General features: G+C 75.5%; 27 protein-coding genes. 13 read left to right on the top strand and 14 right to left on the bottom strand.

The genetic code is table 11. The annotated features are described in order from the left end of the window. Positions 1 to 3: 3 nt before the first annotated feature. Genes OHA34_RS05130 through OHA34_RS05120 form a run of 3 tightly spaced genes read right to left on the bottom strand, consistent with a single transcriptional unit; the run spans position 4 to position 2,746 of the window. Complete coding sequence (locus tag OHA34_RS05130) at positions 4 to 732, bottom strand: ABC transporter ATP-binding protein (RefSeq protein ID WP_285942953.1); 729 nt, start codon at positions 730 to 732, stop codon at positions 4 to 6. After that, on the bottom strand, positions 729 to 1,646 hold the full coding sequence (locus OHA34_RS05125; RefSeq protein ID WP_285942954.1) for an ABC transporter permease: 918 nt from the start codon (positions 1,644 to 1,646) through the stop codon (positions 729 to 731). Before OHA34_RS05125 ends, OHA34_RS05130 begins: the two co-directional genes overlap by 4 nt. Continuing rightward, complete coding sequence (locus OHA34_RS05120; RefSeq protein WP_285942955.1) at positions 1,643 to 2,746, bottom strand: NrtA/SsuA/CpmA family ABC transporter substrate-binding protein; 1,104 nt, start codon at positions 2,744 to 2,746, stop codon at positions 1,643 to 1,645. The genes OHA34_RS05125 and OHA34_RS05120 overlap by 4 nt, the downstream gene beginning before the upstream one ends. 327 nt (positions 2,747 to 3,073) lie before the next feature. Here OHA34_RS05120 and OHA34_RS05115 point away from each other — a divergent pair, with 327 nt between their 5' ends. The 7 genes from OHA34_RS05115 (at position 3,074) to OHA34_RS05085 (ending at position 10,138) form a co-directional block, all read left to right on the top strand. After that, the gene (locus OHA34_RS05115; RefSeq protein WP_285942956.1) at positions 3,074 to 3,685 is read left to right on the top strand and encodes a helix-turn-helix domain-containing protein; all 612 of its coding nucleotides are present in this window, start codon (positions 3,074 to 3,076) and stop codon (positions 3,683 to 3,685) included. A 93-nt stretch (positions 3,686 to 3,778) separates the two neighbouring features. Beyond that, on the top strand, positions 3,779 to 4,960 hold the full coding sequence (locus tag OHA34_RS05110; protein ID WP_285942957.1) for an NAD(P)/FAD-dependent oxidoreductase: 1,182 nt from the start codon (positions 3,779 to 3,781) through the stop codon (positions 4,958 to 4,960). After that, on the top strand, positions 4,957 to 5,274 hold the full coding sequence (locus OHA34_RS05105; RefSeq protein WP_329520849.1) for a (2Fe-2S)-binding protein: 318 nt from the start codon (positions 4,957 to 4,959) through the stop codon (positions 5,272 to 5,274). The genes OHA34_RS05110 and OHA34_RS05105 overlap by 4 nt, the downstream gene beginning before the upstream one ends. Further along, positions 5,271 to 6,743 (top strand): FAD-dependent oxidoreductase, encoded by a 1,473-nt coding sequence (locus OHA34_RS05100; RefSeq protein ID WP_329520848.1) that lies wholly within the window; start codon positions 5,271 to 5,273, stop codon positions 6,741 to 6,743. Before OHA34_RS05105 ends, OHA34_RS05100 begins: the two co-directional genes overlap by 4 nt. Next, on the top strand, positions 6,740 to 7,672 hold the full coding sequence (locus OHA34_RS05095; protein WP_285942960.1) for a dihydrodipicolinate synthase family protein: 933 nt from the start codon (positions 6,740 to 6,742) through the stop codon (positions 7,670 to 7,672). The genes OHA34_RS05100 and OHA34_RS05095 overlap by 4 nt, the downstream gene beginning before the upstream one ends. Continuing rightward, the gene (locus tag OHA34_RS05090; protein ID WP_285942961.1) at positions 7,672 to 8,673 is read left to right on the top strand and encodes a proline racemase family protein; all 1,002 of its coding nucleotides are present in this window, start codon (positions 7,672 to 7,674) and stop codon (positions 8,671 to 8,673) included. Before OHA34_RS05095 ends, OHA34_RS05090 begins: the two co-directional genes overlap by 1 nt. A 52-nt stretch (positions 8,674 to 8,725) precedes the next feature. Further along, positions 8,726 to 10,138: an aldehyde dehydrogenase (NADP(+)) gene (locus OHA34_RS05085; RefSeq protein ID WP_285942962.1), complete on the top strand. Its 1,413-nt coding sequence runs from the start codon at positions 8,726 to 8,728 to the stop codon at positions 10,136 to 10,138. An 85-nt stretch (positions 10,139 to 10,223) separates the two neighbouring features. Here the strand turns inward: OHA34_RS05085 and OHA34_RS05080 are convergent, their stop codons facing one another. Further along, entirely contained in the window at positions 10,224 to 10,718 is a 495-nt protein-coding gene (locus OHA34_RS05080; protein ID WP_285942963.1) for an SH3 domain-containing protein, read from the bottom strand. 82 nt (positions 10,719 to 10,800) lie between these two features. After that, the gene (locus OHA34_RS05075; protein ID WP_329522376.1) at positions 10,801 to 11,325 is read right to left on the bottom strand and encodes a TetR/AcrR family transcriptional regulator; all 525 of its coding nucleotides are present in this window, start codon (positions 11,323 to 11,325) and stop codon (positions 10,801 to 10,803) included. Positions 11,326 to 11,493: 168 nt separating this feature from the next. Between OHA34_RS05075 and OHA34_RS05070 the strand changes: the two genes are divergently transcribed. The 3 genes from OHA34_RS05070 to OHA34_RS05060 all read left to right on the top strand — a co-directional run bounded on the left by OHA34_RS05070 (position 11,494) and on the right by OHA34_RS05060 (position 12,564). Then, positions 11,494 to 11,913 carry a hypothetical protein gene (locus OHA34_RS05070; protein WP_329520847.1) on the top strand — a complete coding sequence of 140 codons (420 nt, stop codon included), beginning with the start codon at positions 11,494 to 11,496 and terminating at the stop codon, positions 11,911 to 11,913. Positions 11,914 to 12,028: 115 nt separating this feature from the next. Next, positions 12,029 to 12,418, top strand: coding sequence for a VOC family protein (locus OHA34_RS05065; protein ID WP_285942965.1), 390 nt, complete (start codon positions 12,029 to 12,031; stop codon positions 12,416 to 12,418). Further along, a complete protein-coding gene (locus OHA34_RS05060) occupies positions 12,415 to 12,564 on the top strand; it encodes a hypothetical protein (RefSeq protein ID WP_285942966.1) in 150 nt (49 codons plus the stop codon). The genes OHA34_RS05065 and OHA34_RS05060 overlap by 4 nt, the downstream gene beginning before the upstream one ends. A gap of 100 nt (positions 12,565 to 12,664) precedes the next feature. On the opposite strand, the gene OHA34_RS05055 is transcribed toward OHA34_RS05060, so the two are convergent. The 7 genes from OHA34_RS05055 to OHA34_RS05025 all read right to left on the bottom strand — a co-directional run bounded on the left by OHA34_RS05055 (position 12,665) and on the right by OHA34_RS05025 (position 20,104). Further along, on the bottom strand, positions 12,665 to 14,146 hold the full coding sequence (locus OHA34_RS05055) for an aldehyde dehydrogenase (protein WP_329520846.1): 1,482 nt from the start codon (positions 14,144 to 14,146) through the stop codon (positions 12,665 to 12,667). After that, the gene (locus OHA34_RS05050; protein ID WP_285942968.1) at positions 14,139 to 14,843 is read right to left on the bottom strand and encodes a gamma-glutamyl-gamma-aminobutyrate hydrolase family protein; all 705 of its coding nucleotides are present in this window, start codon (positions 14,841 to 14,843) and stop codon (positions 14,139 to 14,141) included. Before OHA34_RS05050 ends, OHA34_RS05055 begins: the two co-directional genes overlap by 8 nt. Further along, positions 14,840 to 15,538, bottom strand: coding sequence for a substrate-binding periplasmic protein (locus tag OHA34_RS05045; protein ID WP_329520845.1), 699 nt, complete (start codon positions 15,536 to 15,538; stop codon positions 14,840 to 14,842). The genes OHA34_RS05050 and OHA34_RS05045 overlap by 4 nt, the downstream gene beginning before the upstream one ends. Continuing rightward, complete coding sequence (locus tag OHA34_RS05040) at positions 15,535 to 16,947, bottom strand: glutamine synthetase family protein (RefSeq protein WP_329520844.1); 1,413 nt, start codon at positions 16,945 to 16,947, stop codon at positions 15,535 to 15,537. Before OHA34_RS05040 ends, OHA34_RS05045 begins: the two co-directional genes overlap by 4 nt. Positions 16,948 to 17,070: 123 nt before the next feature. Beyond that, entirely contained in the window at positions 17,071 to 17,259 is a 189-nt protein-coding gene (locus OHA34_RS05035; protein WP_285942971.1) for a ferredoxin, read from the bottom strand. Beyond that, the gene (locus OHA34_RS05030; protein WP_285942972.1) at positions 17,256 to 18,497 is read right to left on the bottom strand and encodes a cytochrome P450; all 1,242 of its coding nucleotides are present in this window, start codon (positions 18,495 to 18,497) and stop codon (positions 17,256 to 17,258) included. Before OHA34_RS05030 ends, OHA34_RS05035 begins: the two co-directional genes overlap by 4 nt. Before the next feature lie 68 nt (positions 18,498 to 18,565). Beyond that, the gene (locus OHA34_RS05025) at positions 18,566 to 20,104 is read right to left on the bottom strand and encodes an APC family permease (RefSeq protein WP_329520843.1); all 1,539 of its coding nucleotides are present in this window, start codon (positions 20,102 to 20,104) and stop codon (positions 18,566 to 18,568) included. A gap of 167 nt (positions 20,105 to 20,271) precedes the next feature. Between OHA34_RS05025 and OHA34_RS05020 the strand changes: the two genes are divergently transcribed. The 3 genes from OHA34_RS05020 (at position 20,272) to OHA34_RS05010 (ending at position 22,544) form a co-directional block, all read left to right on the top strand. Further along, positions 20,272 to 21,024, top strand: coding sequence for a FadR/GntR family transcriptional regulator (locus OHA34_RS05020; RefSeq protein WP_285942974.1), 753 nt, complete (start codon positions 20,272 to 20,274; stop codon positions 21,022 to 21,024). A gap of 56 nt (positions 21,025 to 21,080) precedes the next feature. Then, positions 21,081 to 21,833, top strand: coding sequence for a cache domain-containing protein (locus OHA34_RS05015; protein WP_285942975.1), 753 nt, complete (start codon positions 21,081 to 21,083; stop codon positions 21,831 to 21,833). Between the two features lie 261 nt (positions 21,834 to 22,094). Then, positions 22,095 to 22,544, top strand: coding sequence for an STAS domain-containing protein (locus OHA34_RS05010; RefSeq protein WP_285942976.1), 450 nt, complete (start codon positions 22,095 to 22,097; stop codon positions 22,542 to 22,544). Positions 22,545 to 22,668: 124 nt separating this feature from the next. Here the strand turns inward: OHA34_RS05010 and OHA34_RS05005 are convergent, their stop codons facing one another. Both OHA34_RS05005 and OHA34_RS05000 read right to left on the bottom strand, forming a co-directional pair. Next, the gene (locus OHA34_RS05005; RefSeq protein ID WP_285942977.1) at positions 22,669 to 24,057 is read right to left on the bottom strand and encodes an NADP-dependent succinic semialdehyde dehydrogenase; all 1,389 of its coding nucleotides are present in this window, start codon (positions 24,055 to 24,057) and stop codon (positions 22,669 to 22,671) included. Positions 24,058 to 24,174: 117 nt separating this feature from the next. Then, positions 24,175 to 25,203 carry a lactonase family protein gene (locus OHA34_RS05000; RefSeq protein WP_285942978.1) on the bottom strand — a complete coding sequence of 343 codons (1,029 nt, stop codon included), beginning with the start codon at positions 25,201 to 25,203 and terminating at the stop codon, positions 24,175 to 24,177. Positions 25,204 to 25,244 lie beyond the last annotated feature (41 nt).

Genomic DNA, 25,244 nt, shown 5'->3' with positions numbered 1-25,244 from the left:
TCCTCAGTGCGGGGCCGCGGCGGCGACGCCGAGATGGGACAGGAAGGACCGCCGGTACCGGGCGGTGGCCGGGTCGTCGCGGTCGCGGGGACGGGGCAGGTCGATGACGCGGTCGGCGGCGAACACGCCGTCGCGCAGCACCGCGACGCGGTCGGCGAGCCGCAGCGCCTCGTCCACGTCGTGGGTGACGAGCACGACCGCCGGGCGGTGCCGCGCGCACAGCTCGCCGACCAGGTCCTGCATCTGGAGCCGGGTCAGCGCGTCGAGCGCGGCGAACGGCTCGTCCAGCAAGAGCACCTGCGGGTCGCGGACCAGGGCCCGCGCGAGCGCGGCGCGCTGCGCCTCGCCGCCCGACAGGGTGGCGGGCCAGGCCCGCTCGTGCCGCTCCAGGCCGACTTCGGCGAGCGCCCGCCGCCCCGCCCCGCGGGACGAGCGCGGCAGCCCGAGCGTCACGTTCGCCAGCACCCGGCGGGCCTGGACCAGACGCGGCTCCTGGTAGACGGTGGTGCGGCGCCGGGCGGCCAGGACGGTGCCCGCGTCGGGGCGCTCCAGCCCGGCCAGGATCCGCAGCAGGGTCGTCTTCCCGGTGCCGCTCGGCCCGAGCAGCGCGAAGAACTCGCCCCGCCGGATCTCCAGGTCGACGCCGTCCAGCACGGTCTTCGGCCCGAACGCCTTGCGCAGCCCGGTGATCTGGACCGCGACCTCGCCCCCGGCCGCGCCGGTGCCGCTCATCGGGCGCTCACCTGCCCGCGCCAGGGCATCGCGAGCCGCTCCACGCCCCGGATCACCAGGTCGATGACCAGGCCGAGCAGCGCGTAGATCAGGATGCACAGCACCATGTAGTCGTTGCGGTAGTACTGCTGCGCGAGGGTGACCAGGTAGCCGATGCCCTCGGTCGCGCCGATCTGCTCGGCCGCGATCAGCCCGGTCAGCGAGACCGACAGGCTGATCCGCAGCGCCATCAGGATGCTCGGCAGCGCGCTCGGCACGATCACCGCCAGCGCGAGCCGCGGGCCGCGCAGCCCGAACCCGCGGGCGGCCTCGACCACCTTACGGTCCACGCTCCGCACGCCGAGATAGGTGTAGGCGTACATCGGCGCGAGCGCCGCCACCGCGATCAGCACGACCTTGAACGTCTCGCCGACCCCGAACCAGGAGATCAGCAGCGGCACCAGCGCGAGGAACGGGACGGCGCGCTTCATCTGGAGGACCGGGTCGATGAGCTCCTCGCCGAGCGCCGACAGGCCCGCCGCGATCCCGAGCGCCAGCCCGAGCCCGGCGCCGGCGAGCACGCCGAGCGCGGTCCGCCGCGCCGAGGCCAGCAGGTAGTCGCCGAGCTGCCCGGTCGAGACCAGCTCGCGCAGCGCGCCGAACACCGCCCCGGGGCCCGCCAGGACGTCGGGCGGGAGGCGCCCGCTGCCCGATCCGTACCACCAGGCCGCGACCAGCAGCGCCGGGACGGCCGCCCGGACCGCCGGCGACACCGCCGGGCGCCGCGGCCGCGACCCGAGTCGTGCGGGCGGACGCAGCCCCGCGTCCGCCCCGGGCCCGTCTGCGCCCGTCGCGCCCGTCGCGCCCGTCGCGGGCCCGTCCGTCGCGGGCCCGTCCGCTGGGGCGGGCGGCGCGGTGGCCCGTTCCAACGTCATGACGCCCGCCCGGACGACGGCGCGGTCGCCGCGGGGGAGGCCGGGGCGCGCAGGTCGAAGATGACGTCCTCGGGCCGGATGTCGGACGGCAGCACCCCGTACTTGCGGAACACCTCGTTCACCGCCCGCACGTACCGGCCGTCGTCCTTACCGGCGGGGCGCGGGACGTTCTCGTGGCGGGCCTTGGCGAGGTCGTCGGCCAGGCGCGTCCCCGACACCGCCGTCGGGCCCTTCTTGAGGAAGACGTTCTGGAACCGCTCGGGCTCCCGCTTCTCCTGCCGGGTCAGCTCGCCCAGCACGTCGAGGAGGGTCCTGACGGCCTGTGGGTGCCGGTCGAGCAGCTCGGTCCGGGCGGCCCAGATGTTGACGTCCTTGTCGGGCAGGTCGCGGCCGTGCACCAGCACCCGGGCGCCCTTCGCGACGACCTGCGGGTAGGCGTCGACGATGGCCCACCAGGCGTCCACCTTGCCGGTGGAGAACGCCGACGCGCCCTGGACGGGGTTCAGGTAGACGCGCTCGACCTGCTCGGCGGGGATCCCGGCCTGCTGGAGCGCGAGCAGGAGCAGGTACTCGCCGCGCCCGCCCCTGTTGACCGCGACCTGCTTGCCGACCAGGTCGCGCACCGACCGGACGGGGCTGGACGCGGGCACCACCAGCCCGTCCTCGTGCGGCGCCGCCGCCGCGGTGACCGGGTCGGTGACCGCGAAGATCTTGATGTCGCGGCTGTTGGCCAGGTAGCCGAGGGCGGGGGAGACGGCCCCCTCCAGGACGTTCACCGAACCGGAGCGGACCGCGTCGATGGTGGCGGTGAACGAGGCGTACGACCCGCCCCACTCGACCCGGACGCCGGTCGGCTTCAGCCGCTTCTCCAGGATCCTTTCGCGCTTGGCGTAGGCGAGCGGCCCGGCGTTGCCGGGGTCCTTGAGCTTGAGCACCGCGGCGCCGCGGTCGCCCGCGGATCCGCCCGCCTCGGCCGCCCCGCCGCAGGCGGCGGCGAGGCTCAGCAGCGCGACCCCGGCGGCGGCGGCGATGAGGCGCCGCCGGCCCGGCTCGATGGCGTGGGTACGGGGGTCGTCCCCCGGATTGGGGCCTCTCGGCATGGTGGCACTGTCCTTCACGTGGTTTCGAGCGTGCGGCGCCGCCCGGGGGCGTGCGCCGGTCGGGTCCCGGGCGGCAGCGGGCACGGGGCCCGGCGCGGGGACCGAGGGAGAGGGGGGCGTGGCTCAGCTACAGAGCGTGCTGTCCAGGCGCATGAGGTCGACCACGCGCCGGACGGTCAGGGCGACGTGCGGCATATTTCCTATAATTCAGGTAGGAATAGCTAAAGTCAAGGCCGGGGCGGCGGGTCGACGGGATGCGGCCCGCTCCCGGCGTCGGCTCTATACTCGTTCGGTAAAGCGAACATGGGACGAGAGGGGAACGGGCGCGTGGTCGCTCCAGGGGAGTCGGTGCGGGACATGCTGGCCGCCAACCTCAGGCGGGCCCGGCTGGAGCTGGGCCTGTCGCTGTCCGAGCTGTCCCGCCGGTCGAAGATCGGCAAGGCCACGCTGTCGCAGCTGGAGGCCGGCGCGGGCAACCCCACCATCGAGACGGTGTTCAGCCTGTCCAGGGCGCTGGAGGTGCCGATCTCCGACCTGCTCGACCAGCGCCGGGCGACCGGCCTGACCGTGGTGCGGGCCGCCGACGTCGAGGTGCTCCGCGGCGAGGGCGTCGACCTGCGGCCCCTGCGCGGGCTGGAGGCCGGCGGCGCGATCGTCGAGGTGTACGACCAGCAGGTCCGGGCCGGGTCGCGGCAGGACTCCCTCGGGCACGTCGGCACCGAGCACACCGTCGTCCAGGACGGCCGGCTCGGCGTTCGGGTCGACGGCCGGGAGGTCGAGCTCGGGCCGGGCGACTACGTCGGCTTCGACGCGCTGCTCCCGCACTCCTACATCGCCCTCGACGGCCTCGTGCGCTCGGTACTGCTGCTCCAGTACCGTTCTGACCAGCGGCTCGACTCCAGCGACCCGCACGCGCCCGGCGTCCCGCAGGTGCCCTGACGCCACTCCCCGGCGGCCGTTGACATCGTCCGGCCGCCCGTCGTACTCTCCAAGTCGTTCGGTTTATCGAACGAGAATCGAGGGGACGGGCTGATGGGCGCGACGCGGGTCGTGGTGCTGGGCGCCGGGATCATCGGTGCGGCCTGCGCCCGCGAGCTGGCGCTGGCGGGCCTCGCGGTCACCGTCGTCGAGCGGGGCGCCCCGGCGGCGGCGACCACCGCGCACGGCGAGGGCAACGTCCTGGTCTCCGACAAGGGCCCCGGCCCCGAGCTCGACCTGGCGCTGCTGTCCCGGCGGCTGTGGCCCGGGGTGCTGGACGCCGTCGCCGCGCACCTCCCGGAGGCCGCCGCCGCCGTCGAATGGGAGCCCAAGGGCGGCATCGTGGTCGCCACCACCGCCGGCGGGGCCCGCGAGCTGGAGCGCTTCGCCGCCGCGCAGCGCGAGGCCGGCGTCACCGCCGAGCCCCTCGACGCCGCCGCGCTCGCCGCGGCCGAGCCCCACCTCACCCGCGACTTCGCCCTCGCCGTCCACTACCCCGGCGACGCGCAGGTGCAGCCCGCTGGCACCGCGACCGCGCTGCTCGCGGACGCGCTGCGCGCCGGCGCCGTCCTGCGCGCGGGCTGCGAGGTGCTCGGCGCCGACACCGCCGGCGGCCGGATCACCGCCGTCCGCACCTCCACCGGGACGATCGGCGCCGACGCCGTCGTGAACGCCGCCGGACCCTGGTCCGGCGAGACCGCCCGCCGCCTCGGCGCCCCCGTCGACGTCCGGCCCCGGCGCGGCGAGGTCCTGGTCACCGCGCCCATGCCGCCCACCGTCTTCCACAAGGTCTACGACGCCGACTACGTCGGTGCGGTCGGCAGCGGCGCCGGCGACCTCCAGGCGTCGGCGGTGGTGGAGTCGACCCGCGCCGGGACGATCCTGCTCGGCTCCTCGCGCCGCCGCGTCGGGTTCGACGAGCGGATCCGCCCCGGGGTGCTGTCGGTCATCGCGGGCAAGGCGCTGCGGCTGTTCCCGTCCCTCGCGGGCGCCACGGTGATGCGGGCCTACGGCGGGTTCCGGCCCTACGTCCCCGACCACTTGCCGGTCATCGGCCCCGACCCCCGGCTGGACGGCCTCTGGCACGCCACCGGCCACGAGGGCGCCGGGATCGGCCTGTCGGCCGGCACCGCCCGGCTGCTCGCCGACCTGATGCTCGGCCGCGATCCGGCGATGGACCCCGCCCCGTTCCGCGCCGACCGTCCCGCCGTGCTGTCCGAAGGAGAGAGCCGATGAGCCCGAGAATCGTGCCCGCCTCGTCCGACGCCGCGCGCCGCCGCGACACGCCCCTGCAGATCACCGTGGACGGCGCGGCCGTCGCCGGCGTCGAGGGGCAGACCGTCGCGGGCGTGCTGCTGGCCGCGGGCCGCCGGTCCTGGCGCGCCGGGCCGTCCGGCGCGCCGCGCGGGGTGTTCTGCGGGATCGGCGCCTGCTTCGACTGCCTGGTCACCGTCAACGGCGAGCGCGACGTCCGCGCCTGCCGCCGCCGCGCCGTGGACGGCGACGCCGTCTCCACCCAGTCCCGCGCCGGGATGGGGGAGCCCCGATGACCCGGCACGTGGTGATCGTCGGTGCCGGGCCCGCCGGGCTGGCCGCCGCCGCGTCCGCGCTGCGCGCCGGGGCCCGGGTGACGCTGCTCGACACCGCCGAGCGGCCCGGCGGCCAGTACCACCGGATGCTCCCGGACGCCTACCGGGCCGAACGGAACGGCCGGCTGCACCACGGCTGGGCCGGGTTCGACCGGCTGCGCCGGCACGTGCTCGGGCATCCGCGCTGCGCGTGGTGGCCGGAGAGCGCCGTGTGGTCGCTGGAACGGTCTGACCCCGGCGACCCGGCGCCGCCGCTCGTGCACGTCCTGCGCGGCCCCGCCGACGGCGCCGGCCGCGACCGCCTCGTCCTGCGGCCGGACGCGCTCGTCCTGGCGCCCGGCGCGCACGACCGCGTCCTGCCGTTCCCCGGCTGGGACCTGCCGGGCGTCTACACCGCCGGCGCCGCGCAGGCCCTCGCCAAGGGCGAGCGCGTCGTGGTCGGCGACCGCGTCGTGATCGGCGGCGCCGGGCCGTTCCTGCTCCCGGTGGCGGCCTCCCTGATCGAGGCCGGCTCGGCAGTGCTGGCGGTGCTGGAGGCCAACCCCGCCCGCACCGTCGCGCGCGGCTGGGGGCGCCGCCCCTGGGAACTGGCCCCGCAGGCGGGCAAGGCCGGCGAGCTCGCCGAGTACGCCGCACTCCTCGCCCGGCACCGCGTCCCCTACCGGACGGGCCGTGCGGTCGTCGAGGCCCGCGGCGACGGGCGCGTGGAGGAGGTCGTCACCGCCCGGCTCCGCGCCGACTGGTCGGTGCTCCCCGGCACCGAGCGCGTGGTCGCGGTGGACGCGGCCTGCGTCTCGCACGGCTTCAGCCCCCAGCTCGAGCTGCCGGCCGCGGCCGGATGCGCCCTGCGCGACACCGCGTCCGGCCCGTTCACCGAGGTGGACGGCGACCAGCTCACCAGCGTCCCCGGCGTGTACGCGGCCGGGGAGATCACCGGGATCGCGGGCGCCCCGGCGGCCCGCGCCGAGGGACTGCTCGCCGGGTGGCTCGCCGCCGGGGGAGCGCCCGCCGCGCCGGAGCTCCGCCCGCTGCGCCGGGCCCGCGACCGGGCCCGCGCGTTCGCCGGACGGCTCGCCGCCGCGCACCCGATCGGGGCCGGCTGGCCCGGCTGGCTGCGCGCCGACACCGTCGTGTGCCGCTGCGAGGAGACCGACTTCGGGACGCTGTGCCGCGCCGCCGACGACCGCGCGGGCGGCGCCGCCCGCGCGGTCAAGCTCGGCACCCGGGCCGGACTCGGCCCCTGCCAGGCGCGGATCTGCGGCCCCACCGTCGCCGAGCTCCTGCGCCGCCGCGCCGCCGGCGCCCCGGGCCGTCCGGCCGAGGGGCTGGCGCCCGCGACCCCGCACCACAGGCCCATCGCCCAGCCCATCCGGCTCGGCGAGCTCGCCCGTCCCCCCAGGGACTCCCACGAGAAGGAGAACACCCCATGAGCGGCGAGAAGAAGGCCCTGAGCCTCGGCGGTGTGATCGTGGCCACGGCGCTGCCGTACCGCGAGGACGCCTCCGCACCCGCCGGCCTCGCGGTCGACTACGACCGCTTCGCCGAGCACTGCCGGTGGCTGGTCGACAACGGCTGCCGCGGCGTCGGCCCGAACGGCTCCCTCGGCGAGTACTCCTCGCTGACCGACCAGGAGCGCCGCCAGGTCGCCCGCACCGCCGTCGAGACCGTCGGCCGGGACGGCGTCGTGGTCGTCGGGGTGCACGGCCCCGGCGCGCACCAGGCCCGGCACTGGACCGAGATCGCCGCCGAGGACGGCGCCGACGGCGTGCTGTGCCTCCCGCCGACGATGTACCGCGCCAACCGCGGCGAGATCATCGGGCACTTCGCGGCGGTCGCCTCGGTCGGCCTGCCGGTCATGGTCTACAACAACCCGATCGACACCAAGGTCGACCTGACCCCCGACCTGCTCGCCGAGCTCGCGCAGCTCGACAACGTGGTCGCGGTCAAGGAGTTCTCCGGCGACGTCCGCCGCGTCCTGGAGATCAAGGAGAAGGCGCCCGGCCTGGAGGTCGTCGCGGGTGCCGACGACGTCACCCTCGAAGCGCTGCTGATGGGCGCGACGGGCTGGTTCGCCGGTTTCCCGAACGTGTTCCCCGCCGAGTCCGCGCTGCTGTACGACCTGGCCGTCGCCGGGAGGCTGGAGGAGGCGCGGGCGCTGTACGAGCCGCTCGTCGCCGCGTTCCGCTGGGACTCGCGGGTCGAGTTCGTCCAGGCGATCAAGCTCGGGATGGAGCAGGTCGGCCGGTACGGCGGCCCGTGCCGCCCGCCGCGCGGCCCGCTCACCGACGCGCACCGCGCGGGCGTCACCGCCGACATGACCCGCGCCATCGACGCGCTGCGAGAGCGCAAGGGGGCCTGATGCGCTCGGTCCGCACCCTGTCCGCGGTCGACTCGCACACCGAGGGCATGCCCACCCGGGTGGTCACCGGCGGCGTCCCGCCGATCCCGGGCGCCACCATGGCGGACCGGCGCCGCTTCGCCGTCGATAACCTCGACGGGCTGCGCCGGTTCCTGATGGACGAGCCGCGCGGGCACCCCGCGATGAGCGGCGCACTCCTCCAGCCGCCGTCCCGCGAGGACGCCGACTGGGGCGTGGTCTACATCGAGGTCAGCGGGTTCCTTCCGATGTGCGGGCACGGCACGATCGGCGTCGCCACCGTGCTGGTGGAGACCGGCATGGTGGAGGTGACCGAGCCCGAGACGATCGTCCGGCTGGACACCCCGGCCGGGCTGGTCGAGGCGCGGGTCGCCGTCCGCGACGGGCGGGCCGAGCACGTCACCCTGCGCAACGTCCCCTCGTTCGCCGCCGAGCTGGGCGCGGCCGTCACCGTGCCCGGCCTCGGCGAGGTCGGCTACGACATGGCCTACGGCGGCAACTTCTACGCCATCGTCGACCTGGCCTCGATCGGGCTGCCGTTCGACCGGGCCCGCAAGGACGACATCCTGCGGGCGGGCCTGGACATCATGGCCGCCGTGAACGAGCAGAACCGCCCCGTCCACCCCGGGGACCCGCTGATCGGGGGCTGCAAGCACGTGCAGTTCCTGGCCCCCGGGTCGGACGCCCGGCGCTCGCGCAACGCCATGGCGATCCATCCCGGCTGGTTCGACCGGTCGCCGTGCGGCACCGGCACGTCCGCGCGGATGGCGCAGCTCCACGCGCGCGGCGAGCTGCCGCTCGGCGCCGAGTTCGTGAACGAGTCGTTCATCGGCACCCGGTTCACCGGGCGGCTCGTCGGCACGGCGGAGGCCGGCGGCCGGCCCGCGGTCGTCCCGGAGTTCTCCGGGCGGGCCTGGATCACCGGCACCGCGAACTACATGCTCGACCCCGCTGACCCCTTCCCCGAGGGCTTCGTCCTCTAGCGACGGGCCGCACCACCCGGGACGAGCACCGCACCGACGAAGGGAGCATGTCATGACACCTGACCAGGCGGTCACCGCCGCCGTCTCCGCGGCCGGGGCCTGGGCCTCGGCCGCGCCCGCGGCCCGCGCGCACGCGCTGGACGCGGTCGCGGGCGCGCTGGAGGCGGCCCGCGCCGAGCTGGTGCCGCTGGCCGACGAGGAGTCGCGGCTCGGGCCGGCCCGGCTGAACGGGGAGCTCGGCCGCACCACCTTCCAGCTCCGGCTGTTCGCGGGCCAGGTCCGCGCGGGCGCGTTCTACGACGCGCGGATCGACCGGCCCGACCCGCAGTGGCCCACCGGCCCCCGGCCCGACCTGCGGCGCTACCGCACGGCGCTCGGTCCGGTGCTGGTGTTCGCCGCGAGCAACTTCCCGTTCGCGTTCAGCGTCGCGGGCGGCGACACCGCCTCGGCGTGGGCCGCGGGCTGCCCGGTCGTGGTCAAGGCGCACCCCGGCCACCCGAGGCTGTCCCGCCGCACTGCCGCGATCATCACCGCGGCGCTGCGCGAGGCCGGCGCGCCGGACGGCGTGTTCGGGCTGATCGAGGGCGAGGCGGAGGGCGTCGCGGCGCTGCGCCATCCGGGCCTCGCCGCCGCGGCCTTCACCGGTTCCGCGCGCGGCGGCCTCGCCCTGGCGAGGATCGCGGCGGACCGGCCCACGCCGATCCCGTTCTACGGCGAGCTCGGCAGCGTCAACCCGACCGTCGTCACGCCCGGTGCGGCCGAGGCCCGCGGCGAGGAGATCGCCCAGGGCTACGTCGCCTCGCTCACCCAGGGCGCCGGGCAGTTCTGCACCAATCCCGGCCTGCTGTTCGCCCCGGCCGGGCTGGTGGACCGCGTCGCCGGGCTGCTCGGCGAGGTCGCCGCCGCCCCGATGCTGAACGACCGCATCGAGGCCGGCTACCTCGAGGGCGCCCGCGCGCTCGGGGGACGGCCCGGCGTCCGGCGGCTGGTCTGGCCGGACGACGACGCCTCGCCCGCGCCGCGCCTGCTCGCCATGGACCTGGAGGCGTTCGCCGCCGACCGCGACGCCGCCGCGCGGGAGTGCTTCGGGCCGCTCGGCCTGGCCGTCACCTACACCGCCGTCCAGGACGTCGCCGGAGTGCTCGCCGGGCTCCCGGGCCAGCTCACCGCCTCGCTGCACGCCGAGCCGGACGAGGCCGGCGACCTCGCCGCGCTGGCCGGCGTCCTCGCGGGCCGCAGCGGGCGGGTGCTGTGGAACCAGTGGCCGACGGGGGTGTCGGTCACGCACGCGATGGAGCACGGCGGGCCGTTCCCGGCGACGACCACGCCGGCCACCACCTCGGTCGGCACCGCCGCGATCGAGCGGTTCCTGCGCCCCGTCGCGTTCCAGGGCTGGCCGCAGGACCTGCTGCCCGAGCCCCTGCGCGACGCCAACCCGTGGGACGTCCCGCAGCAGGTCCACTGACGGAGGACGGCGGTGGGGCCGGCGCTCGTCGCGCAGGACGCGACGGGCACCGGCCCCTTCCTCATCGGCGAACCGCAGCTCCGCCTTAGCGGCAGCTGTTGTAGAGGATGTACCACTTGCCGTTGCCGTTGCCGAGCTTGTAGTCGGCGACCCAGTTGCCGTTCCGCAGCTTCACCCAGAGGTAGCCCTGGTTGCGGACAATGCTGCTCCAGTTCGTCTGGACCACAGCGTGGAACGGCAGGCCGCCCGTCCTGGCGAAGTTCGTGCCGGGGCCCGAGCGGGTGTTGAGGCCCCTGGCGACGACGCGCCCGGTGCACCAGCGCGCGTCGATGTCGGTCCGCTGGAGGAGCCGGTTGGTGGCCGCGGCCGCGCCCTCGGGCCCGACCTCGATGCCGCCGATCGCCTCTTCCTCGGCCGCCGGAGCCGGTTCGCCCTGCTGGCCGGCCGGCGCGTTCTCCATGCCCTGCGCGACCTGGGGCGGCGCGGGTGGCACGTCGGCGTTCGCGGCGCTGAAGCCGAGGGTGGTCCCGGCCAGCGCGGTGAAGACCGCACCCATGCCGATCTTTGTCGCTACCTGCATCTCGTTCCTCCAGAGATAAGCGAGTGACTACGCTCGGGAATTACCCAGAGTTACCGGAGGTACACGAGGTGTATCGATTTCGTTAGGTCGCGCCGTCGCGGTCGAACAGCAGTTTGAGCACCGGCCGCGCCGCGTCCTCGGGGGTGGTGTCGAGGCGGCCGGGCAGGGCGCCGCTCAGCCACAGGCTCGCGAAGCCGTGCGCGATCGACCAGGCGGCGATCGCGGCGGTCTCCTCCCCGTCCCGGCCGCCGGGCAGCGTGCGGGCCCCGCGCGCCAGGATCTCGTCGGCGCGGTCCCGGGCGGCGCCGAGCCCGGGATCGTCCGCGCGGTACAGCTCGGGCCGGAACATCACCTCGAAGTGGGTGCGGTGCTCGGTGGCGAACCGCACGTACGCCATGCCGACCTTCAGGAAGTCCTCGCCGGCCGCCTCGAGCTCGTCGGCGAACAGGGCGAAGCCCTCGGCCGCGACCACTGTCAGCAGCCCGGTCTTGTCGCCGAAGTGGTGGGCGGGCGCGGCGTGCGAGACGCCCGCGCGCCGGGCCAGCTCGCGCAGGCTCCAGCCCGCCGGGCCGGACTCGCTGATCGCCTGCACGGCGGCGTCGACGATGACACGGCGCAGGTTGCCGTGGTGGTAGCTGCGCGGGCTGATCTGCCTCGCCCCCTTCGAGTCCGGTCGCCAGCAGCGTATCCGGGGCCGGAACTTGTCATTGACAAGTTTTGGTCGGCAGGGCAATCTTGTCAACGACAAGATCGATGCTTCCGAGAGGGGACCGTCATGCCGACGCTGCCGTGGACCGAACCGAACGCCGCCGAGCCGGGAGCCGAGGCCCTGGTCATGGCCTCCAGGCTCGAGGTGCGCTCCCTGCGCCAGGTGCCGGGCTTCCTCCGCGCCTCGATGTCCCTGTGGCGACAGGCCCGCCGCTCGCCCGGCGCCTGGGGCCTCGGGCTGCGGGCCGAGCCGCTCCGGCGCACCTTCTGGACGGTCTCGGCCTGGAGCGGCGAGAAGGCCGTGCGCGCCTACGCGCGCGCCGAGCCGCACGCCTCCACGATGCGCCGCAAGCGCACGGTGGTGCGCGAGTCGACGTTCGTGTTCTGGAACGTCCCGGCCGAGGACCTGCCCATCGAGTGGGACGAGGTCGAGCGCCGCATCGCCGCCGAGCGCGAGCGCCGGGCCGCCGCGCCCGCCGCCGCCTGAGTTTGAGGCTCCCGCGCCCGACCGGTTATCATCCGGCCGCGGCATCGCGTGCCGGTCACCGGCCGGGTGAGGCATGGAGGTGCCGAGGAGAATGCCTGATGGAGGCATCCCACACATGTCAGTCGAGCTGAATCACACCATCGTCCACTCCCTGGACAACCGCGAGTCCGCCGAGTTCCTCGCGGGCATCCTCGGCCTGGAGGCCGGGCCCGAATGGGGCCCGTTCGTCCCGCTGTCCCTCGCCAACGGGGTCACGCTGGACTTCGCCACCGTCCCCGCCGAGTCGATCGTCACGCAGCACTACGCGTTCCTCATCTCCGAAGCGGAGTTCGACGCCGCCTTCGAGCGGATCCGGAGCGCGGGACTCACCTACTACGCCGACCCGCACCGCAAGCACCCCGGCGAGATCAACCGCAACGACGGCGGGCGCGGCCTGTACTTCATGGACCCGGCGGGGCACGGCATGGAGATCATCACCGTTCCCTACGGCGGCTTCCCCGCGTGACGGGCCCGCCCGACCGCGGTACCGCGTCCGGTGCCCGGCTCGTCGCGATCCACGATCGGCTCCGCGAGGACCTGGACCGGCTCAGCGACGACATCGACGCCCAGCCCGGGGCGGCCGGCATGCCTCCCGGGTTCCGCTCCGGCTGACCCGGGCGGCCCGGCGAGGTCTCCCCGGAGGAGATCTCCGACGCCCTCACCGCCTTCGCCGGCGACCGCTGGACCGAGCCGACCTGACCCCCCGTGCCCCTCACAGCCGGATCCAGGTGGTCTTGAGCTGGGTGTACTCGTCGAGCGCGTGCAGCGACTTGTCGCGGCCGAAGCCCGACTGCCCGTACCCGCCGAACGGGACGGTGACGTCGCTGTCGTCGAAGCAGTTGATCCAGACCGTCCCGGCGCGGACGGCGCGGGCCATCAGGTGCGCCTTGGACAGGTCCCTGGTCCAGACGGCGGCGGCGAGTCCGTACGGGGTGCCGTTGGCGAGCGCGACGGCCTCGTCCTCGTCGTCGAAGGGCAGGACGGCCAGGACGGGCCCGAACACCTCCTCCCGCGCGACCCGCATGTCCGGTGTGACCGCGTCCAGGACGGTGGGCTCGACGTAGAAGCCGCCGGTCTCCTCCAGGACCCGGCCGCCGCCGGTGACGACGGCCGCGCCCTCCTCGCGGGCGGTGGCGAGGTGGCCGAGGACGCGGTCGAGGTGGGCGCGCTCGACGAGGGCGCCCATCGTGGTCGCCGGGTCGAGCGGGTCGCCGGGCCGCATCGCCTCGGACGCGCGGACGACGGCGTCCAGCAGCTCGTCCTTGCGGGAACGGTGCACTAGCAGCCGCGACCCGGCCGAGCACACCTCGCCCTGGTTGAAGAAGATCCCGCCCGCCACGGCCCGCGCGACCGTCTCGGTGTCGGGGGCGTCGGCCAGGACGATCTGCGGGCTCTTCCCGCCGAGCTCCAGCGCCACCCGCTTGAGGTTGGAGTCGGCGGCCGAGTGCAGCAGCAGCCGGCCGACCTCGCCGGACCCGGTGAACGCGACGGCGTCGACGCCGGGGTGGCGGCCGAGTGCCGCGCCCGCCGTCGGCCCGAAGCCGGTGACGACGTTCAGCACCCCCGGCGGGAGGCCCGCCTCGGCGGCCAGCTCGGCGAGGCGCAGCGCGGTCAGCGGCGACTGCTCGGCCGGCTTGAGGACGACCGAGTTGCCGGTGGCGAGCGCGGGCGCGAGCTTCCACGCCGCGAGCATCAGCGGGAAGTTCCACGGGACGATCGCCGCGACCACGCCGAGCGGCTCCCGGGTGATGGTCGCCAGCGTGCGCGCGTCGGTCGGCGCGACCTGGTCGTAGACCTTGTCGACGGCCTCGGCGAAGAAGTCGAGGGTCTGCACGGTGACGCGCAGGTCGACCGCCAGCGCGTCGGAGACCGGCTTGCCCATGTCGAGGCTCTCGGTCCGCGCGAGCTCCTCGCGGTGCGCCTCGACCAGCTCCGACAGGCGGCGCAGCACCGCGCGGCGCTCGCGCGGGTGCCGGTGCCGCCAGCGGCCGTCCTCGAACGCGGCGCGCGCGGCGGCGACGGCGGCGTCCACGTCGGCGGCGTCGCCCTCGGCGATCTCGGCGATGACGCGTCCGTCGCGGGGCGAGACGCAGGGGAAGGTCCGCCCGCTCGCCGCCGGGCGGAACCCGCCGTCGACGAACAGGTCGGTGCGCAGGGCCGGCGCGGTGTCGGTGCCGGCGTCGTGCTCAGCCATGGTCGTTCCCGTTCCGCGCGTCCTCGACGACCGCGTCGAAGAGCGCCTGCTCGTAGGGGGTCTCGGCGGCGTCGTCCTCAGGGTGCCACTGCACGCACAGCAGCCGGGCGGTGTCGTGCTCGAGCGCCTCGGCGATCCCGTCGGGGGCCCGCGCGACGACGCGCAGCCCGCGCCCGAGGACGTCGACGGCCTGGTGGTGGTAGGAGGAGACCGCGACGGCGTCGGCGCCGAGGACGCGGGCCGTCCGGCAGTCCGGCTCGAGCTTCACCCCGTGCGGGCCCAGATGGTCGACGCCGCCGGGCGGGACGTGCTGGACGAGGGTTCCGCCGCACGCCACGTTCAGCACCTGCATCCCGCGGCAGATCGCCAGGGTCGGCAGCCGGTGGGCGAGCGCGGCGCGGACGACGGCGAGGTCCGCCTCGTCCTGCGCGTCGTCGGTTGGGGCGGTGCGCGGGTCGGGTTCGGCGCCGTACCGGCCGGGGCCGAGGTCGCCGCCGCCGGGCACCACGATCCCGTCGAAGCGGGCGAGCCTGGCGGCGAGGCCGCCCGGCTCGCCGTGGTAGACGGTCAGGGGCTCGCCGCCCGCCCGGTAGACCGCCTCCAGGATCTTCGCGGCGGCGACCACCCCGTTCAGCCGGAGGCCCTCGATCTTCGGGGAGCGCATCCCGGCGACGGCGATGAGGGGGCGCGCGCTCACGCCAGCGGGTAGGGCAGGTCGGGCATCCAGGTCCGCCACGCCTTCCCGAGCCGTCCGTCGGAGATGACCGCGGCCAGCGCGGCGTCGATCGCCTCGCGGGTGCCGGGCCGGTCCCTGGCGACCGCGACACCCCACCGGTTGCCGGTCGGTACGGTGAAGGCGACCGAGAACGCGGGGTCGGCGCCGAGCGGCACGAACACCACGTCGTCGTCGACCACGGCGTCGACCTCGCCCGCGCGCAGCGCGGCCAGCATGTCGCCGAACACGTCGTCGGTCCCGCCGCCGAACGGGACGACCAGCGCGCCCTCGAACGTCTCGGCCAGCGCCAGGTTGGTGCTGCCGCCGATCGCCGCGACCCGCCGCCCGCGCAGGTCGCGCGGCGACGCAACGTCCTCGCCGCGCCGGACCAGGACCGACTCGTTGAACACCGCGTACGGGCGGGTGAAGTCGGCCTGCCGCCGCCGCGCGGCGGTGATGCCCTGCCCGCACCACACCGCGTCGACCTCGTGGGCGCGCAGCGCCGGGTAGAACTCCGCCCACGGCGTGAACACCCACTCCAGCGGGCGGCCGAGCTCGTCCGCGACCAGCGCCGCCGCGTCCGGCTCGTAGCCGTGCCGGGCGCCCCCGGCGCCGGCGCGGCCGAACAGCGGCGGCGCCTCCGCGTCGATGCAGGCCAGGCGCAGGGGCCCGGTCACGGGATCGCCTCGGTGTACATGTCGCGCTCCCAGTCGGTGACCGCGCCGCAGAAGCGCGCCCACTCGTCGGACTTCAGCTCCAGGTAGAGGTCGGCCATCTCCTCGGGCAGCGCCGAGCGGACGACCTTGTCGGCGGCGAACGCGTCGAGCGCCTCCCGCAGCGTCAGCGGCAGCGGCCGGAACGGCGAGGGCGGGCCCTCGTAGCTGCTGCCCTCCTGCGGCTCGCCGGGGTCGGTGCCGTGCTCCAGCCCGTCCTTGATCGCGGCGAGCAGGACCGCGTGCGACAGGTAGGGGTTGACCATCGCGTCCGGCAGCTTGCACTCCAGCCGGCCGTTCGCGGACAGCCGCACGGTGCAGGTCTTGTTGTCCATCCCCCAGTTGATCTGGGAGGGCGCGAACTGGCCCGCGTCCCAGTACCGCTTGTAGGAGTTCACCGTGGAGCCCATGACGGCCATCGACCCGGCGGAGTGGCTGAGGATCCCGCCGAGCGCGTGCCGCCCGGTCTCGGTGAGGTGCAGCTCGCGGACGCCGGGGTCGGCGAGCACGTTCTCCCCGCCGCGCCACAGGCTGAGGTTGTGGTGGCAGCCGTTGCCCATCGCGCCGACCGTCGGCTTGGGCATGAAGCTGGCCGTGACGCCGAGCTCGCGCGCGACCTGCCGGCAGATCTGCCGGTAGGTGACCAGCCGGTCGGCGGTGCGGTCGGCGTGGTCGAACGCCCAGTTCAGCTCGAGCTGCCCGGGGTCCTCGTAGTCGCCCTCGATCATGTCGAGGCCGAGCGCCTGCGCGTACCGGATCACCCGCTGGTATATCGGCCGCATCTTCTCCAGCGCGTCGGCGTGGTAAGCGGGGCTGGACCCGGGCTTGAAGCCCACCTCCAGGCCGGGCCCGGTCCAGGTCATCTCCGGCTCGCAGCCGCTGCGCAGCTCCAGCCCGGTGTCCCGGGTGAACGCGGCGTGCGCCCGCTTGAGGTGGGAGCGGACGTCGGTCGCCAGCGGCCGGCCGCCGGCGCCGGGCCGGTGCGCGGGCTCGTACACCTGGCACAGGAACCGGGCGACGGTGGTGTCCCAGGGCAGCACGGCGAAGGTGTCCAGGTCGGGCATCGCGGTGAACTCGGGGGCCTCGGCGCCGCCGCCGAGGAGCGCGCCGGACCGGTCGGACTGGAGGTCCGACATCGCCGTCCGGTGCAGGTTGACGCCGCGTTCGAGGTTGCGGGCCAGGTGCCGGGCGGGCACCACCTTCCCGACGACCCGGCCGGTCAGGGACACGGCCTGGTAGTAGACGAACTCGACGCCGGACTCCTCGATCCGGTCGCGGATCGCGCGCCGGGCGCCGGCGTCGGCGTTGCGCTCCCGGTGCTCGTCCAGGGCGGTGCGCTCCGGGCCGGGCGCCGGTTCGGAGGTGGGGGACATCGGTGGTCCTTCCATCGGGGGGTCGGAGGGGTCAGGCCGGGACGGGGGCGGACGAGACCAGGTCCCGGTGGGGGCGGTGCCGCGAGGCGGGGATCCTGACGAGCACTACGTGCCCGGTCATGGTCAGTCCTCGATCGTGATTGCCTGGACGGGGCACACGTCGGCAGCGTCCTCGGCGGCCTCGCGCCGCCCCTCGCCGGGGGAGCCGTCGTACTCCAGGCGGCCCTCGCCGTTCATCCGGAAGACCTCGGGCGCGGCGATCGCGCACTGCCCGTGGTCCTGGCACAGCGTCAGGTCGACGACGACCTTCATGCGGGGGCTCCCTTCGAGCCGGTGGGCGGGACGGATCGCGGGGTGAAGGCGACGGGCAGCGTCACCGGGCCGGTGTTGCCGCTGAGCGGCAGCCACCGCTGCTCCCCGCCGGGACGGGGGTCGCGCAGGTGCCGGGCGAGCAGCGGCAGCGCCTCGCTCATGTCGGCGCGGGCGACGAAGTGCCCGAGGCAGTGGTGGGCGCCGCCGCCGAACCCGAAGTGCGGGGGCCGCTCGGCGGTGATGTCGAACCTCCCGTCCGGGACCGACAGCGGGTCGGTCCCGGCCGACTCGGCGAACAGGTGCACGGTGGTGCCGGCGGCGATGTCCAGGCCCTCGAAGGCGAAGTCCTCCCTGGCCTCCCGGGTCACCCAGGTCGTGGTCGGCGCGGTCCGCATCACCTCCTCGACCGCGGCGCGGCCGAGCTCGGGCCGCTCGCCGAGCAGCCGCCACTGGTCCGGGTGGTCCAGGAACGCGCGCATCGCCAGGCCGAGCTGGTTGCGGGTGGTGTCGAACCCGCCGAAGACCAGCAGCACGAGCGAGTCGCGCAGCTCCTCGGGGCTGAGCCGGTCCTGCTCGTGCTGGGCCTGGGCGAGCCGGGTGACGAAGTCGTCGCGCGGGTCGCGGCGGCGGGCCGCGATCAGCTCGTCGGTGTAGCCGTAGAGGTCGTCCAGCGCGGCCTCGATCCTGGGCAGGTCCGCGCGGATGGTGACGCCCATCGCCAGGCCGATCGTCGCGGAGGTGCGGGCGAGCTCGGGCCAGTGCTCCTCGGGCAGCCCGAGCATGATCGCGATGACCCGCGCCGCGTACGGCTCGGCGAACTCGCCCATGAACTCGCACCGGTCCGGCTCGCGGAACGCGCCGATCAGCTCGGCCGCCAGCGCCTGGAACCGGGGCACGAGCGGGTCGACGAGCCGGCGCGAGAACGCCGGGTTCAGCAGGCGGCGGAGCCGGCGGTGGTCCTCGCCCTCCTTGTTGAGCACCCAGTTGGCCCACCACGCGGCGAACGGGCCGGAGGTGATGCCGTGGTGCGCGGGCCAGCGGGCGCTGCCCTGCGCGAGCAGGGGATGCTTCAGCAGCCGGCCGACCTCGTCGTGGCGCAGCACGGCGATGCCGTAGTTGGTCCGGGCGTACCAGCCGCTCTCGCGGGCGCGCCGGACCTCCTCGGACTGGACGGAGAAGGCGGGATCGGAGATGTCGAAGTAGGGAGCGCTCGCGGACGCGGCCGTGCTCTGGCCCATGGCCCCTCCTCTCGGGGTCGTGGTCGGGGGTTCGGATGGAGTTCGGGGTCCGGGCGGCAGCCGGGGGCTCAGGCGGTGGTCCGGGGTCCGGGCGGCGGCGCCGCGGCCCCGGCCGGCGCCGCGCCGGGGATCGCGTCGCCCGCGGGGGCGTCGCCGCGCCCGTAGTGGCGGGTCGCGGCCATGTAGACCAGGCCGAGCCCGATCACGACCGCGCCGGACAGCGGGACGATGTAGTCGTCGTACCAGGGCCGGCCGGGGGAGCGCGGCCACGACATGGTGACCATCGCGGCGACGCCGTACAGCAGCGCCGCCACGTTCACCGGCAGGCCCCAGCGGCCGAGGGTGAACCGGCCGGCCGGGCGCCAGCCCTTGAGCCGGGCCCGCAGCGCCGCCAGCACCACCATCTGGAAGCCGAGGTAGATGCCCAGCGAGGCGAACGAGATGATCTTCGTCAGCGCGTCCGCGGAGAGCTTGGACCCGAGCACCACCGCCGCCGGGACCAGCGCGGCGAGCAGCAGCGCGTACGGCGGGACGCGCCGCGCGGCGGAGAACCGGGCCAGCGCCCGGCTGCCCGCGATCATCTCGTCCCGGGCGTAGGCGTAGGCGAGCCGGCTCGCCGCGGCCTGGAGGCTCATCGCGCACGACACGAACGAGATCAGCACGATGCCGAGGATCACCTTCACCGCGACCGGGCCGAACGCGGCGGTCAGCACGGTGGTGACCGGGTCGGCGTCCCGCCCCGAGATCACCGCGCCGACGTCGGCGACCGCGGAGACCAGCGCGAAGGTGACGAACAGGGCCGCGCCGCCGCCGACGTAGATCGTCATCCGCATCGCCTTCGGGATCCGCCGGCCCGGGTCGCGGACCTCCTCGGCGACGTCGCCGCACGCCTCGAACCCGTAGTACTGGAAGATGCCGATGAGGCTCGCGGCCAGGAACGCCCCGGCGTAGCCGCCTCCGCCGCCGGTGCTGAACCCGTCGAACAGCGCGGCCGCCCCGTGGTGCCGCTCGGTCGCCAGCAGCCAGATCCCGACCGCGAGCGCGCCGACCAGCTCGGCGGCGAAGCCGATGATCGCGGCGCGGGCCAGGTTCCGGGTGCCGGACAGGTTGATCGCCGTCGCGACCGCCAGGATCACCAGCGCGCACGCGATGGTGTGGTCGGCCGACGGCTCGATGCCGAGCAGGGACGCGGCGTAGGGGCCGGCGCCGTAGCTGACGCTGGCGATGGTGACCAGCAGCGCGACCAGGTAGATCCAGCCGCTCAGCCACGCCCAGCGTCGTCCCCACAGCCGCCGCGCCCACGGGTAGACGCCGCCGCTGACCGGGTACTGCGAGACGATCTCGCCGAAGACCAGCGCGACCAGCAGCTGGCCCAGGCCCGCGACGACCAGGCTCCAGATCATCGGCGGCCCGCCGGCGGCGAGCGAGAAGCCGAACAGGGCGTAGACGCCCACGACCGGCGACAGGTAGGTGAAGCCGAGTGAGAAGTTGGCCCACAGGCTCATGTCGCGCTTGTAGTGCGAGGCGTAGCCGAGGTCCGCGAGCCGGGCGGTGTCCTCGTCGTGGTCTGCGTCGTGGTCTGCGCTGGGGCCGGGTGCAGCGGACACGGGAGTGCTCCCTTGCCGGAGGGGCGACGGTCGGGGGCGGCCGGGGTGCACCATGGCGTGGTGCGGATACCCTCAGAGCGAAAAGATATGGTCCCAGATTTTTAATCGCAAGCCCCTGTGCCGGGCTCTTTTCCCGCGAGGCGGGACGGCAGGACGAAGGGAGACCGATGCCCGCGCGGGACGCCTCCGCCGTCACCAGGCTCGCCGTCTTCGCGCCGCTGGAGAGCCTCGGCCGCGCCGAGACGATCACCCGGCGGCTGGCCGGCGCCATCTCGCTCGGCCTGCTCGGCGACGGCGAGCAGCTCCCGAGCGAGCCCGAGCTGGCCGCCCGGCTCGGGGTCGCGACCGTCACCGTCCGGGAGGCGCTCGGCGAGCTGCGCAGGCAGGGCCTGATCGTCACCCGCCGCGGGCGCGGCGGCGGCAGCTTCGTGCGGGCCCCCTCGCCCGGCGAGGTCACCGGGCACCTGCGCGCGCGGCTGGCCGACCTGTCGGTGGAGGACCTGCGCGATCTCGGCGACCACTACTCCGCGGTGGCCGCCGGCGCCGCCCTGCTCGCCGCCGAGCGGGCCTCGCCCGAGGACCTGCGCCGCCTGGAGGACGCCCGGGACGCGTTCGGCGGCGCCGCCGGGGGCGAGGCGCAGCACCGTGCCGACGGCTGGTTCCACGTCGAGGTGGCCGCCGCCGCCCAGTCGGCCCGGCTCACCCGCGAGGAGGTCCGCCTCCAGACCGAGATCGGGCCGCTGCTGTGGCTGCCCGGCGCCGACGCCCGCACCCGGCGGCGGCTCCTGCGCGAGCACCGCGACCTCGTCCAGGCGATCGCGGCGCAGGACGGCGAGGGCGCGGCGCGGCTCGCCCGGCGGCATGTGACCGGGGCGTTCGAGCGGCTCATCGAACTGCACCTCGGTCTCGTACGACCATGAAGCGGCGCCGGCCCCGGACGGCGCCGATCCCCCCAGGCAGGCCGAGGTGGACGACAGTGACCGATCGACTCGCACAGGCCGCGGCCACTGGCGCCGACGTGGGACGCGTCTTCGACGCGGTGCTGCGCTCCCTCCGGCGGTTCAGCGCCGGGGCCTCCGGCGCCGTCCGGGACGAGCCCGCCCCGGATGGCGGCGGGCAGCCAGGGCGCGGCGCCCTCTCCGCCCTGCGCGCCGGCGCGCTCGCCGTCATCGAGGAGCACGGGCGGCTGGTGTCTGGATCGGGGTTCGTCGCCGCGCCGGGCCTGCTGGAGGACGCGCCGCTGTGGCTGGAGTGGTTCCACGTGGTCGGGGACCGCCCGCCCGAGCCGCTGGTCCTCGACCTCGACCCGTCCAGCACCGGCTTCTACGACTACACCCGGCACCCGTGGTTCCGGGTCCCCGAGCGGACCGGCGGCCCTTACGTGCACGGCCCGTACGTCGACTTCCACGGCACCGACCAGTACATCCTCACGATGTCGGCGCCGGTGCTGGACGGGCCACGCTTCCTCGGCGTCACCGGCGCCGACCTGTACGTGCGGCGGATCGAGAAGTCGGTCCTGCCGCTGCTGCCGCCCGGCGCGGTGCTGCTCAACGCGCAGGGCCGCGTGATCGTTTCCAGGTCGGCGCGGCACGTGACCGGCGCCCTGCTGCGCGACCTCGACATCGGCGCGGTGGACCGGGACGGCGCGGCCAGGGCCAGGCCGGTCCAGGAGGGCGCCCTCGCGCCCTGCGGCGCGCTTCGCCTCTACCTCCTGCTCCGGCACCGATAGCCGGACCTCGCTCCGAAGCCGGGCATCGTCGCAGGTCAGGGGATTTTACGGGACGTCCGGCGGCTGGGGGCGTATAGTCGGTGTTGACCGAGGAATTCCACTAAGGCGGCACCGCCGCCATCGTCCCGGTCTTTTCAGCACTCCGGCCGCCACTTCGGGTCCGGACGGGCCGGGCGGAACGATGCCGCCACAGCGTCCGTCGCACCCGGGCAGGCACGGCCGACCGTATGCACGTTCCACCACCCGGATCGGAGATCCGTCATGCGCACCAACAACCTACCTCCTCCCGTCCCGGAGGCGCCCGATCCCGTGCGGGGCGGGCCCGGCTCCGTGGCCGAGGGCCTCACCACCCGCCGGCTGGCCGGCCACACCGTGATCGCGCTGCACGGCGACCTCGACATCGCGACCGCCCCGGATGTGCGCGAGCGGCTGATCGCCGCGCTGCGCCGCGCCACCGCGCCGGTGATCATCGACCTGTCCGGCGTGACGTTCTGCGACGCCAACGGGCTCGCGCTGCTGATCGCGGCCCGCCGCCGGGCCCGCCACGACGGCCTCGGCCTGGTGCTCGCCGCGCCCCGCCCGCCGATGGTCAAGCTGCTGCGCATCACCGGCCTGCACCGCGCCTTCACCGTGCACCCGACCCTCGCCGAGGCCCGCAGGCACCGCAAGCCCGCCACCCGCCCGGCGACCTCGCCGACCGCGATCGGCTGAGCGCCCTCCGCGCACCCGTTCCCGGCCCCGTTCTCGCACCCGGCACCCGCGCCGCTCCCGCGCACCGCTCCCGCGCCCGTGACCCCTCCGCGCCGGACCCCGCCGGCGCCGCGCCCCGCCGGGCTCAGCCGTCGACACCCTCGCCGATCCAGATGGTCTTGACGTTGCAGAAGGCGTGCATGCCCTGCTCGGACAGCTCCCGGCCGTAGCCCGAGCGCTTGACGCCGCCGAACGGCAGCTCGGGGTAGGAGGTGGTCGTCCCGTTGACGAACACCTGCCCCGCGTCGAGTTCGCGCGCGAAGCGGTCGCGTTCCCCCGGATCGCGGGTCCAGGCGTTGGACCCGAGCCCGAACCCGGTCGCGTTGGCCAGCTCGACCGCCGCCGAGACGCCGCGCACCCGGTACAGCGCGGCGACGGGCCCGAAGACCTCCTCGCCGAACATCCGCATGTCGGGCGTCACCCCGGTGAGCACGGTCGGCGGGTAGTACCAGCCGGGGCCGGGCGGGCGCTCGCCGCCGCACAGCACCCGCGCGCCGCGCCGGACGGCGTCGTCCACCAGCTCCTCGATGCCCGCCCGGCCCCGCTCGCTCGCCAGCGGGCCGACGTCGGTGGACTCCTCCATCGGGTCGCCGACCCGCAGGGCCCGCATCTGCTCCACGAAGCGCCGCTCGAAGGTGTCGGCCACGCCGATGTCGACGATGAAGCGCTTGGCCGAGATGCAGCTCTGCCCGTTGTTGAGGCAGCGCGAGGCCGCCGCCGCCTGGGCGGCCCGCTCGACGTCGGCCGAGGGCATCACCACGAACGGGTCGCTGCCGCCGAGCTCCAGCACGGTCGGCTTGATCTCGTCCCCGGCGATCGCCGCGACCGAGCGGCCGGCCGGCTCGCCGCCGGTGAGCGTCGCGGCCCGCACCCGGGGGTCGCGCAGCACCCGCTCGACCTGCGCCGAGCCGATCAGCAGGGTCTGGAAGGCGCCCTCGGGGAATCCGGCGCGCAGGAACAGCTCCTCCAGGTACAGGGCGGTCTGCGGCACGTTCGAGGCGTGCTTGAGCAGCCCGACGTTCCCGGCCATCAGCGCCGGGGCGGCGAACCTGACCACCTGCCAGAGCGGGAAGTTCCACGGCATGACGGCCAGCACCGGGCCGAGCGGGCGGAAGGAGACGTAGGCGTCCCGCGCGCCCACGGCGGCGGCGTCGGCGGGCCGGTCGGCCAGGAACTCCGCGGCGTGGTCGGCGTAGAACCGCATCGCCTTGGCGCACTTGCGCGCCTCGGCCCGCGCCGACACCAGCGTCTTGCCCATCTCGGTGGTCATCAGGATCGCGACCCGCTCGGTCTCGCGGGCCAGCCGGTCGGCCGCCGCGTGCATCCAGCCGGCCCGGGTCTCCAGGGGGGTGAGGCGGTAGCCGTTGAAGGTGTGCCCCGCGAGCTCGATCCGCCGGTCGAGCTCCGCGCCGGACAGCGCCTCGAAGGTCCGCTCCACCTCGCCGGTCGCCGGATTGGTCGTCGCGATGGTCATGGCCCGGCAGCCCCCCTGGTGTCCGTGGCGCCCGTCCCGCGGTCCGCCCGTCCTCCCTCTGGGGCGTGCCCATCCGGACGGACCGGAAAACACAGTCGATACAGGCCGCAATCGGGTCTAGGCGGGCACGATGCAGGCCGGGGACGGCACCTCCACCGGGGGCCCGGCCGGCACCGGCACGCCGTCCGCGCCGATCCGGAACGCGGCCACCAACCCCGAATACTGGTTGGCGACGTGCAGCCACTCGCCGTCCACGTGCAGGTCGCGCGGCCACTCCCCGCCGGACGGGACGTCGTCGACCGGCTCGGTCCCGGCCCCGCCGGGAAGGATCCGGTGCGTGGTGACCACGTCGGCGCCGCGCATGGACGTGTAGAGGTGGCGGCCGTCCGCGCCGAGCTTGATCGCCGCGCTCTGCGAGCCCGCCGGGACCGGCCCGGCCGTCGCGGGCGCCTCCGCGGTGATCCGCAGGTCGGCGTGGCCGCTCCCGGGCCGCAGCGTGATCACGGTGCCGGCCAGCTCGGTCAGCACGTGCACCGGCCCGCCCGGATGGACGACCAGGTGCCGCGGCCCGCACCCGGCGGGCAGCCGGATCTCCGAGACCGGCTCCAGCGCGCCGCCGTCCGCCGCGATCCGGTAGGCGCGGACGACGTCGGCGCCGAGATCGGCCGCCAGCACGGTGCCGTCCGGCGCGACCGCGGTCGCGTGCGCGTGCGGGCCCTCCTGCCGGTCGGCCCGCGGCCCGCGGCCGTGCCCCTGGTACACCGACGGGTCGCCGGTGAACGCGCCGTCCGGCCCGAGCCGCACGGCGCTCACCGCCCCCGCGTCGTAGCTGGCGGCCAGCAGGAGGCCGCCGCCGGGAGTGACGGTCAGGTGGCACGGCCCGGCGGGCACCGGACGCACACCGATCTCCCGCAGCCCCCGGCCGCCGTCGACCGCGTACGCCACGACGGCGCCCTCGGCCCGCTCGTTGACCGCGTACAGCACCCCGCCGCCCGGATGGACGGCCAGATAGGACGGGGAGGTGGTCACGGCCGCGGGCTCGGGCCGCTCCAGCGCCCCGTCCGGCCCGCGCCGCAACCGGTAGACGCCCTGCCCGCCGCCCATCGCGCCGGTATAGGTGCCCACCCAGAAATGCCGCTCTTCCACCGTCGCTCCCGTCCGCTCCCGGGCCGTCGACCCGCCCTCGC

Origin of the sequence: Spirillospora sp. NBC_01491 (assembly GCF_036227065.1) — a bacterium.
GTDB lineage: Bacteria > Actinomycetota > Actinomycetes > Streptosporangiales > Streptosporangiaceae > Spirillospora > Spirillospora xylanilytica.
Note: the sequence above shows the minus strand (reverse complement) of the source record. Positions and strands in the feature narration are given on the sequence as shown.

Bases quoted from the DNA above. Each gene is read 5' to 3' on its own strand.
- OHA34_RS05030 (WP_285942972.1), bottom strand. From the start codon at position 18,497: ATGGGCCAGAGCACGGCCGCGTCCGCGAGCGCTCCCTACTTCGACATC.
- OHA34_RS05125 (WP_285942954.1), bottom strand. From the start codon at position 1,646: ATGACGTTGGAACGGGCCACCGCGCCGCCCGCCCCAGCGGACGGGCCC.
- OHA34_RS05085 (WP_285942962.1), top strand. From the start codon at position 8,726: ATGACACCTGACCAGGCGGTCACCGCCGCCGTCTCCGCGGCCGGGGCC.
- OHA34_RS05110 (WP_285942957.1), top strand. From the start codon at position 3,779: ATGGGCGCGACGCGGGTCGTGGTGCTGGGCGCCGGGATCATCGGTGCG.
- OHA34_RS05070 (WP_329520847.1), top strand. From the start codon at position 11,494: ATGCCGACGCTGCCGTGGACCGAACCGAACGCCGCCGAGCCGGGAGCC.
- OHA34_RS05005 (WP_285942977.1), bottom strand. From the start codon at position 24,057: ATGACCATCGCGACGACCAATCCGGCGACCGGCGAGGTGGAGCGGACC.
- OHA34_RS05120 (WP_285942955.1), bottom strand. From the start codon at position 2,746: ATGCCGAGAGGCCCCAATCCGGGGGACGACCCCCGTACCCACGCCATC.
- OHA34_RS05105 (WP_329520849.1), top strand. From the start codon at position 4,957: ATGAGCCCGAGAATCGTGCCCGCCTCGTCCGACGCCGCGCGCCGCCGC.
- OHA34_RS05055 (WP_329520846.1), bottom strand. From the start codon at position 14,146: ATGGCTGAGCACGACGCCGGCACCGACACCGCGCCGGCCCTGCGCACC.
- OHA34_RS05095 (WP_285942960.1), top strand. From the start codon at position 6,740: ATGAGCGGCGAGAAGAAGGCCCTGAGCCTCGGCGGTGTGATCGTGGCC.
- OHA34_RS05035 (WP_285942971.1), bottom strand. From the start codon at position 17,259: ATGAAGGTCGTCGTCGACCTGACGCTGTGCCAGGACCACGGGCAGTGC.
- OHA34_RS05020 (WP_285942974.1), top strand. From the start codon at position 20,272: ATGCCCGCGCGGGACGCCTCCGCCGTCACCAGGCTCGCCGTCTTCGCG.
- OHA34_RS05090 (WP_285942961.1), top strand. From the start codon at position 7,672: ATGCGCTCGGTCCGCACCCTGTCCGCGGTCGACTCGCACACCGAGGGC.
- OHA34_RS05065 (WP_285942965.1), top strand. From the start codon at position 12,029: ATGTCAGTCGAGCTGAATCACACCATCGTCCACTCCCTGGACAACCGC.
- OHA34_RS05010 (WP_285942976.1), top strand. From the start codon at position 22,095: ATGCGCACCAACAACCTACCTCCTCCCGTCCCGGAGGCGCCCGATCCC.
- OHA34_RS05080 (WP_285942963.1), bottom strand. From the start codon at position 10,718: ATGCAGGTAGCGACAAAGATCGGCATGGGTGCGGTCTTCACCGCGCTG.
- OHA34_RS05130 (WP_285942953.1), bottom strand. From the start codon at position 732: ATGAGCGGCACCGGCGCGGCCGGGGGCGAGGTCGCGGTCCAGATCACC.
- OHA34_RS05100 (WP_329520848.1), top strand. From the start codon at position 5,271: ATGACCCGGCACGTGGTGATCGTCGGTGCCGGGCCCGCCGGGCTGGCC.
- OHA34_RS05040 (WP_329520844.1), bottom strand. From the start codon at position 16,947: ATGTCCCCCACCTCCGAACCGGCGCCCGGCCCGGAGCGCACCGCCCTG.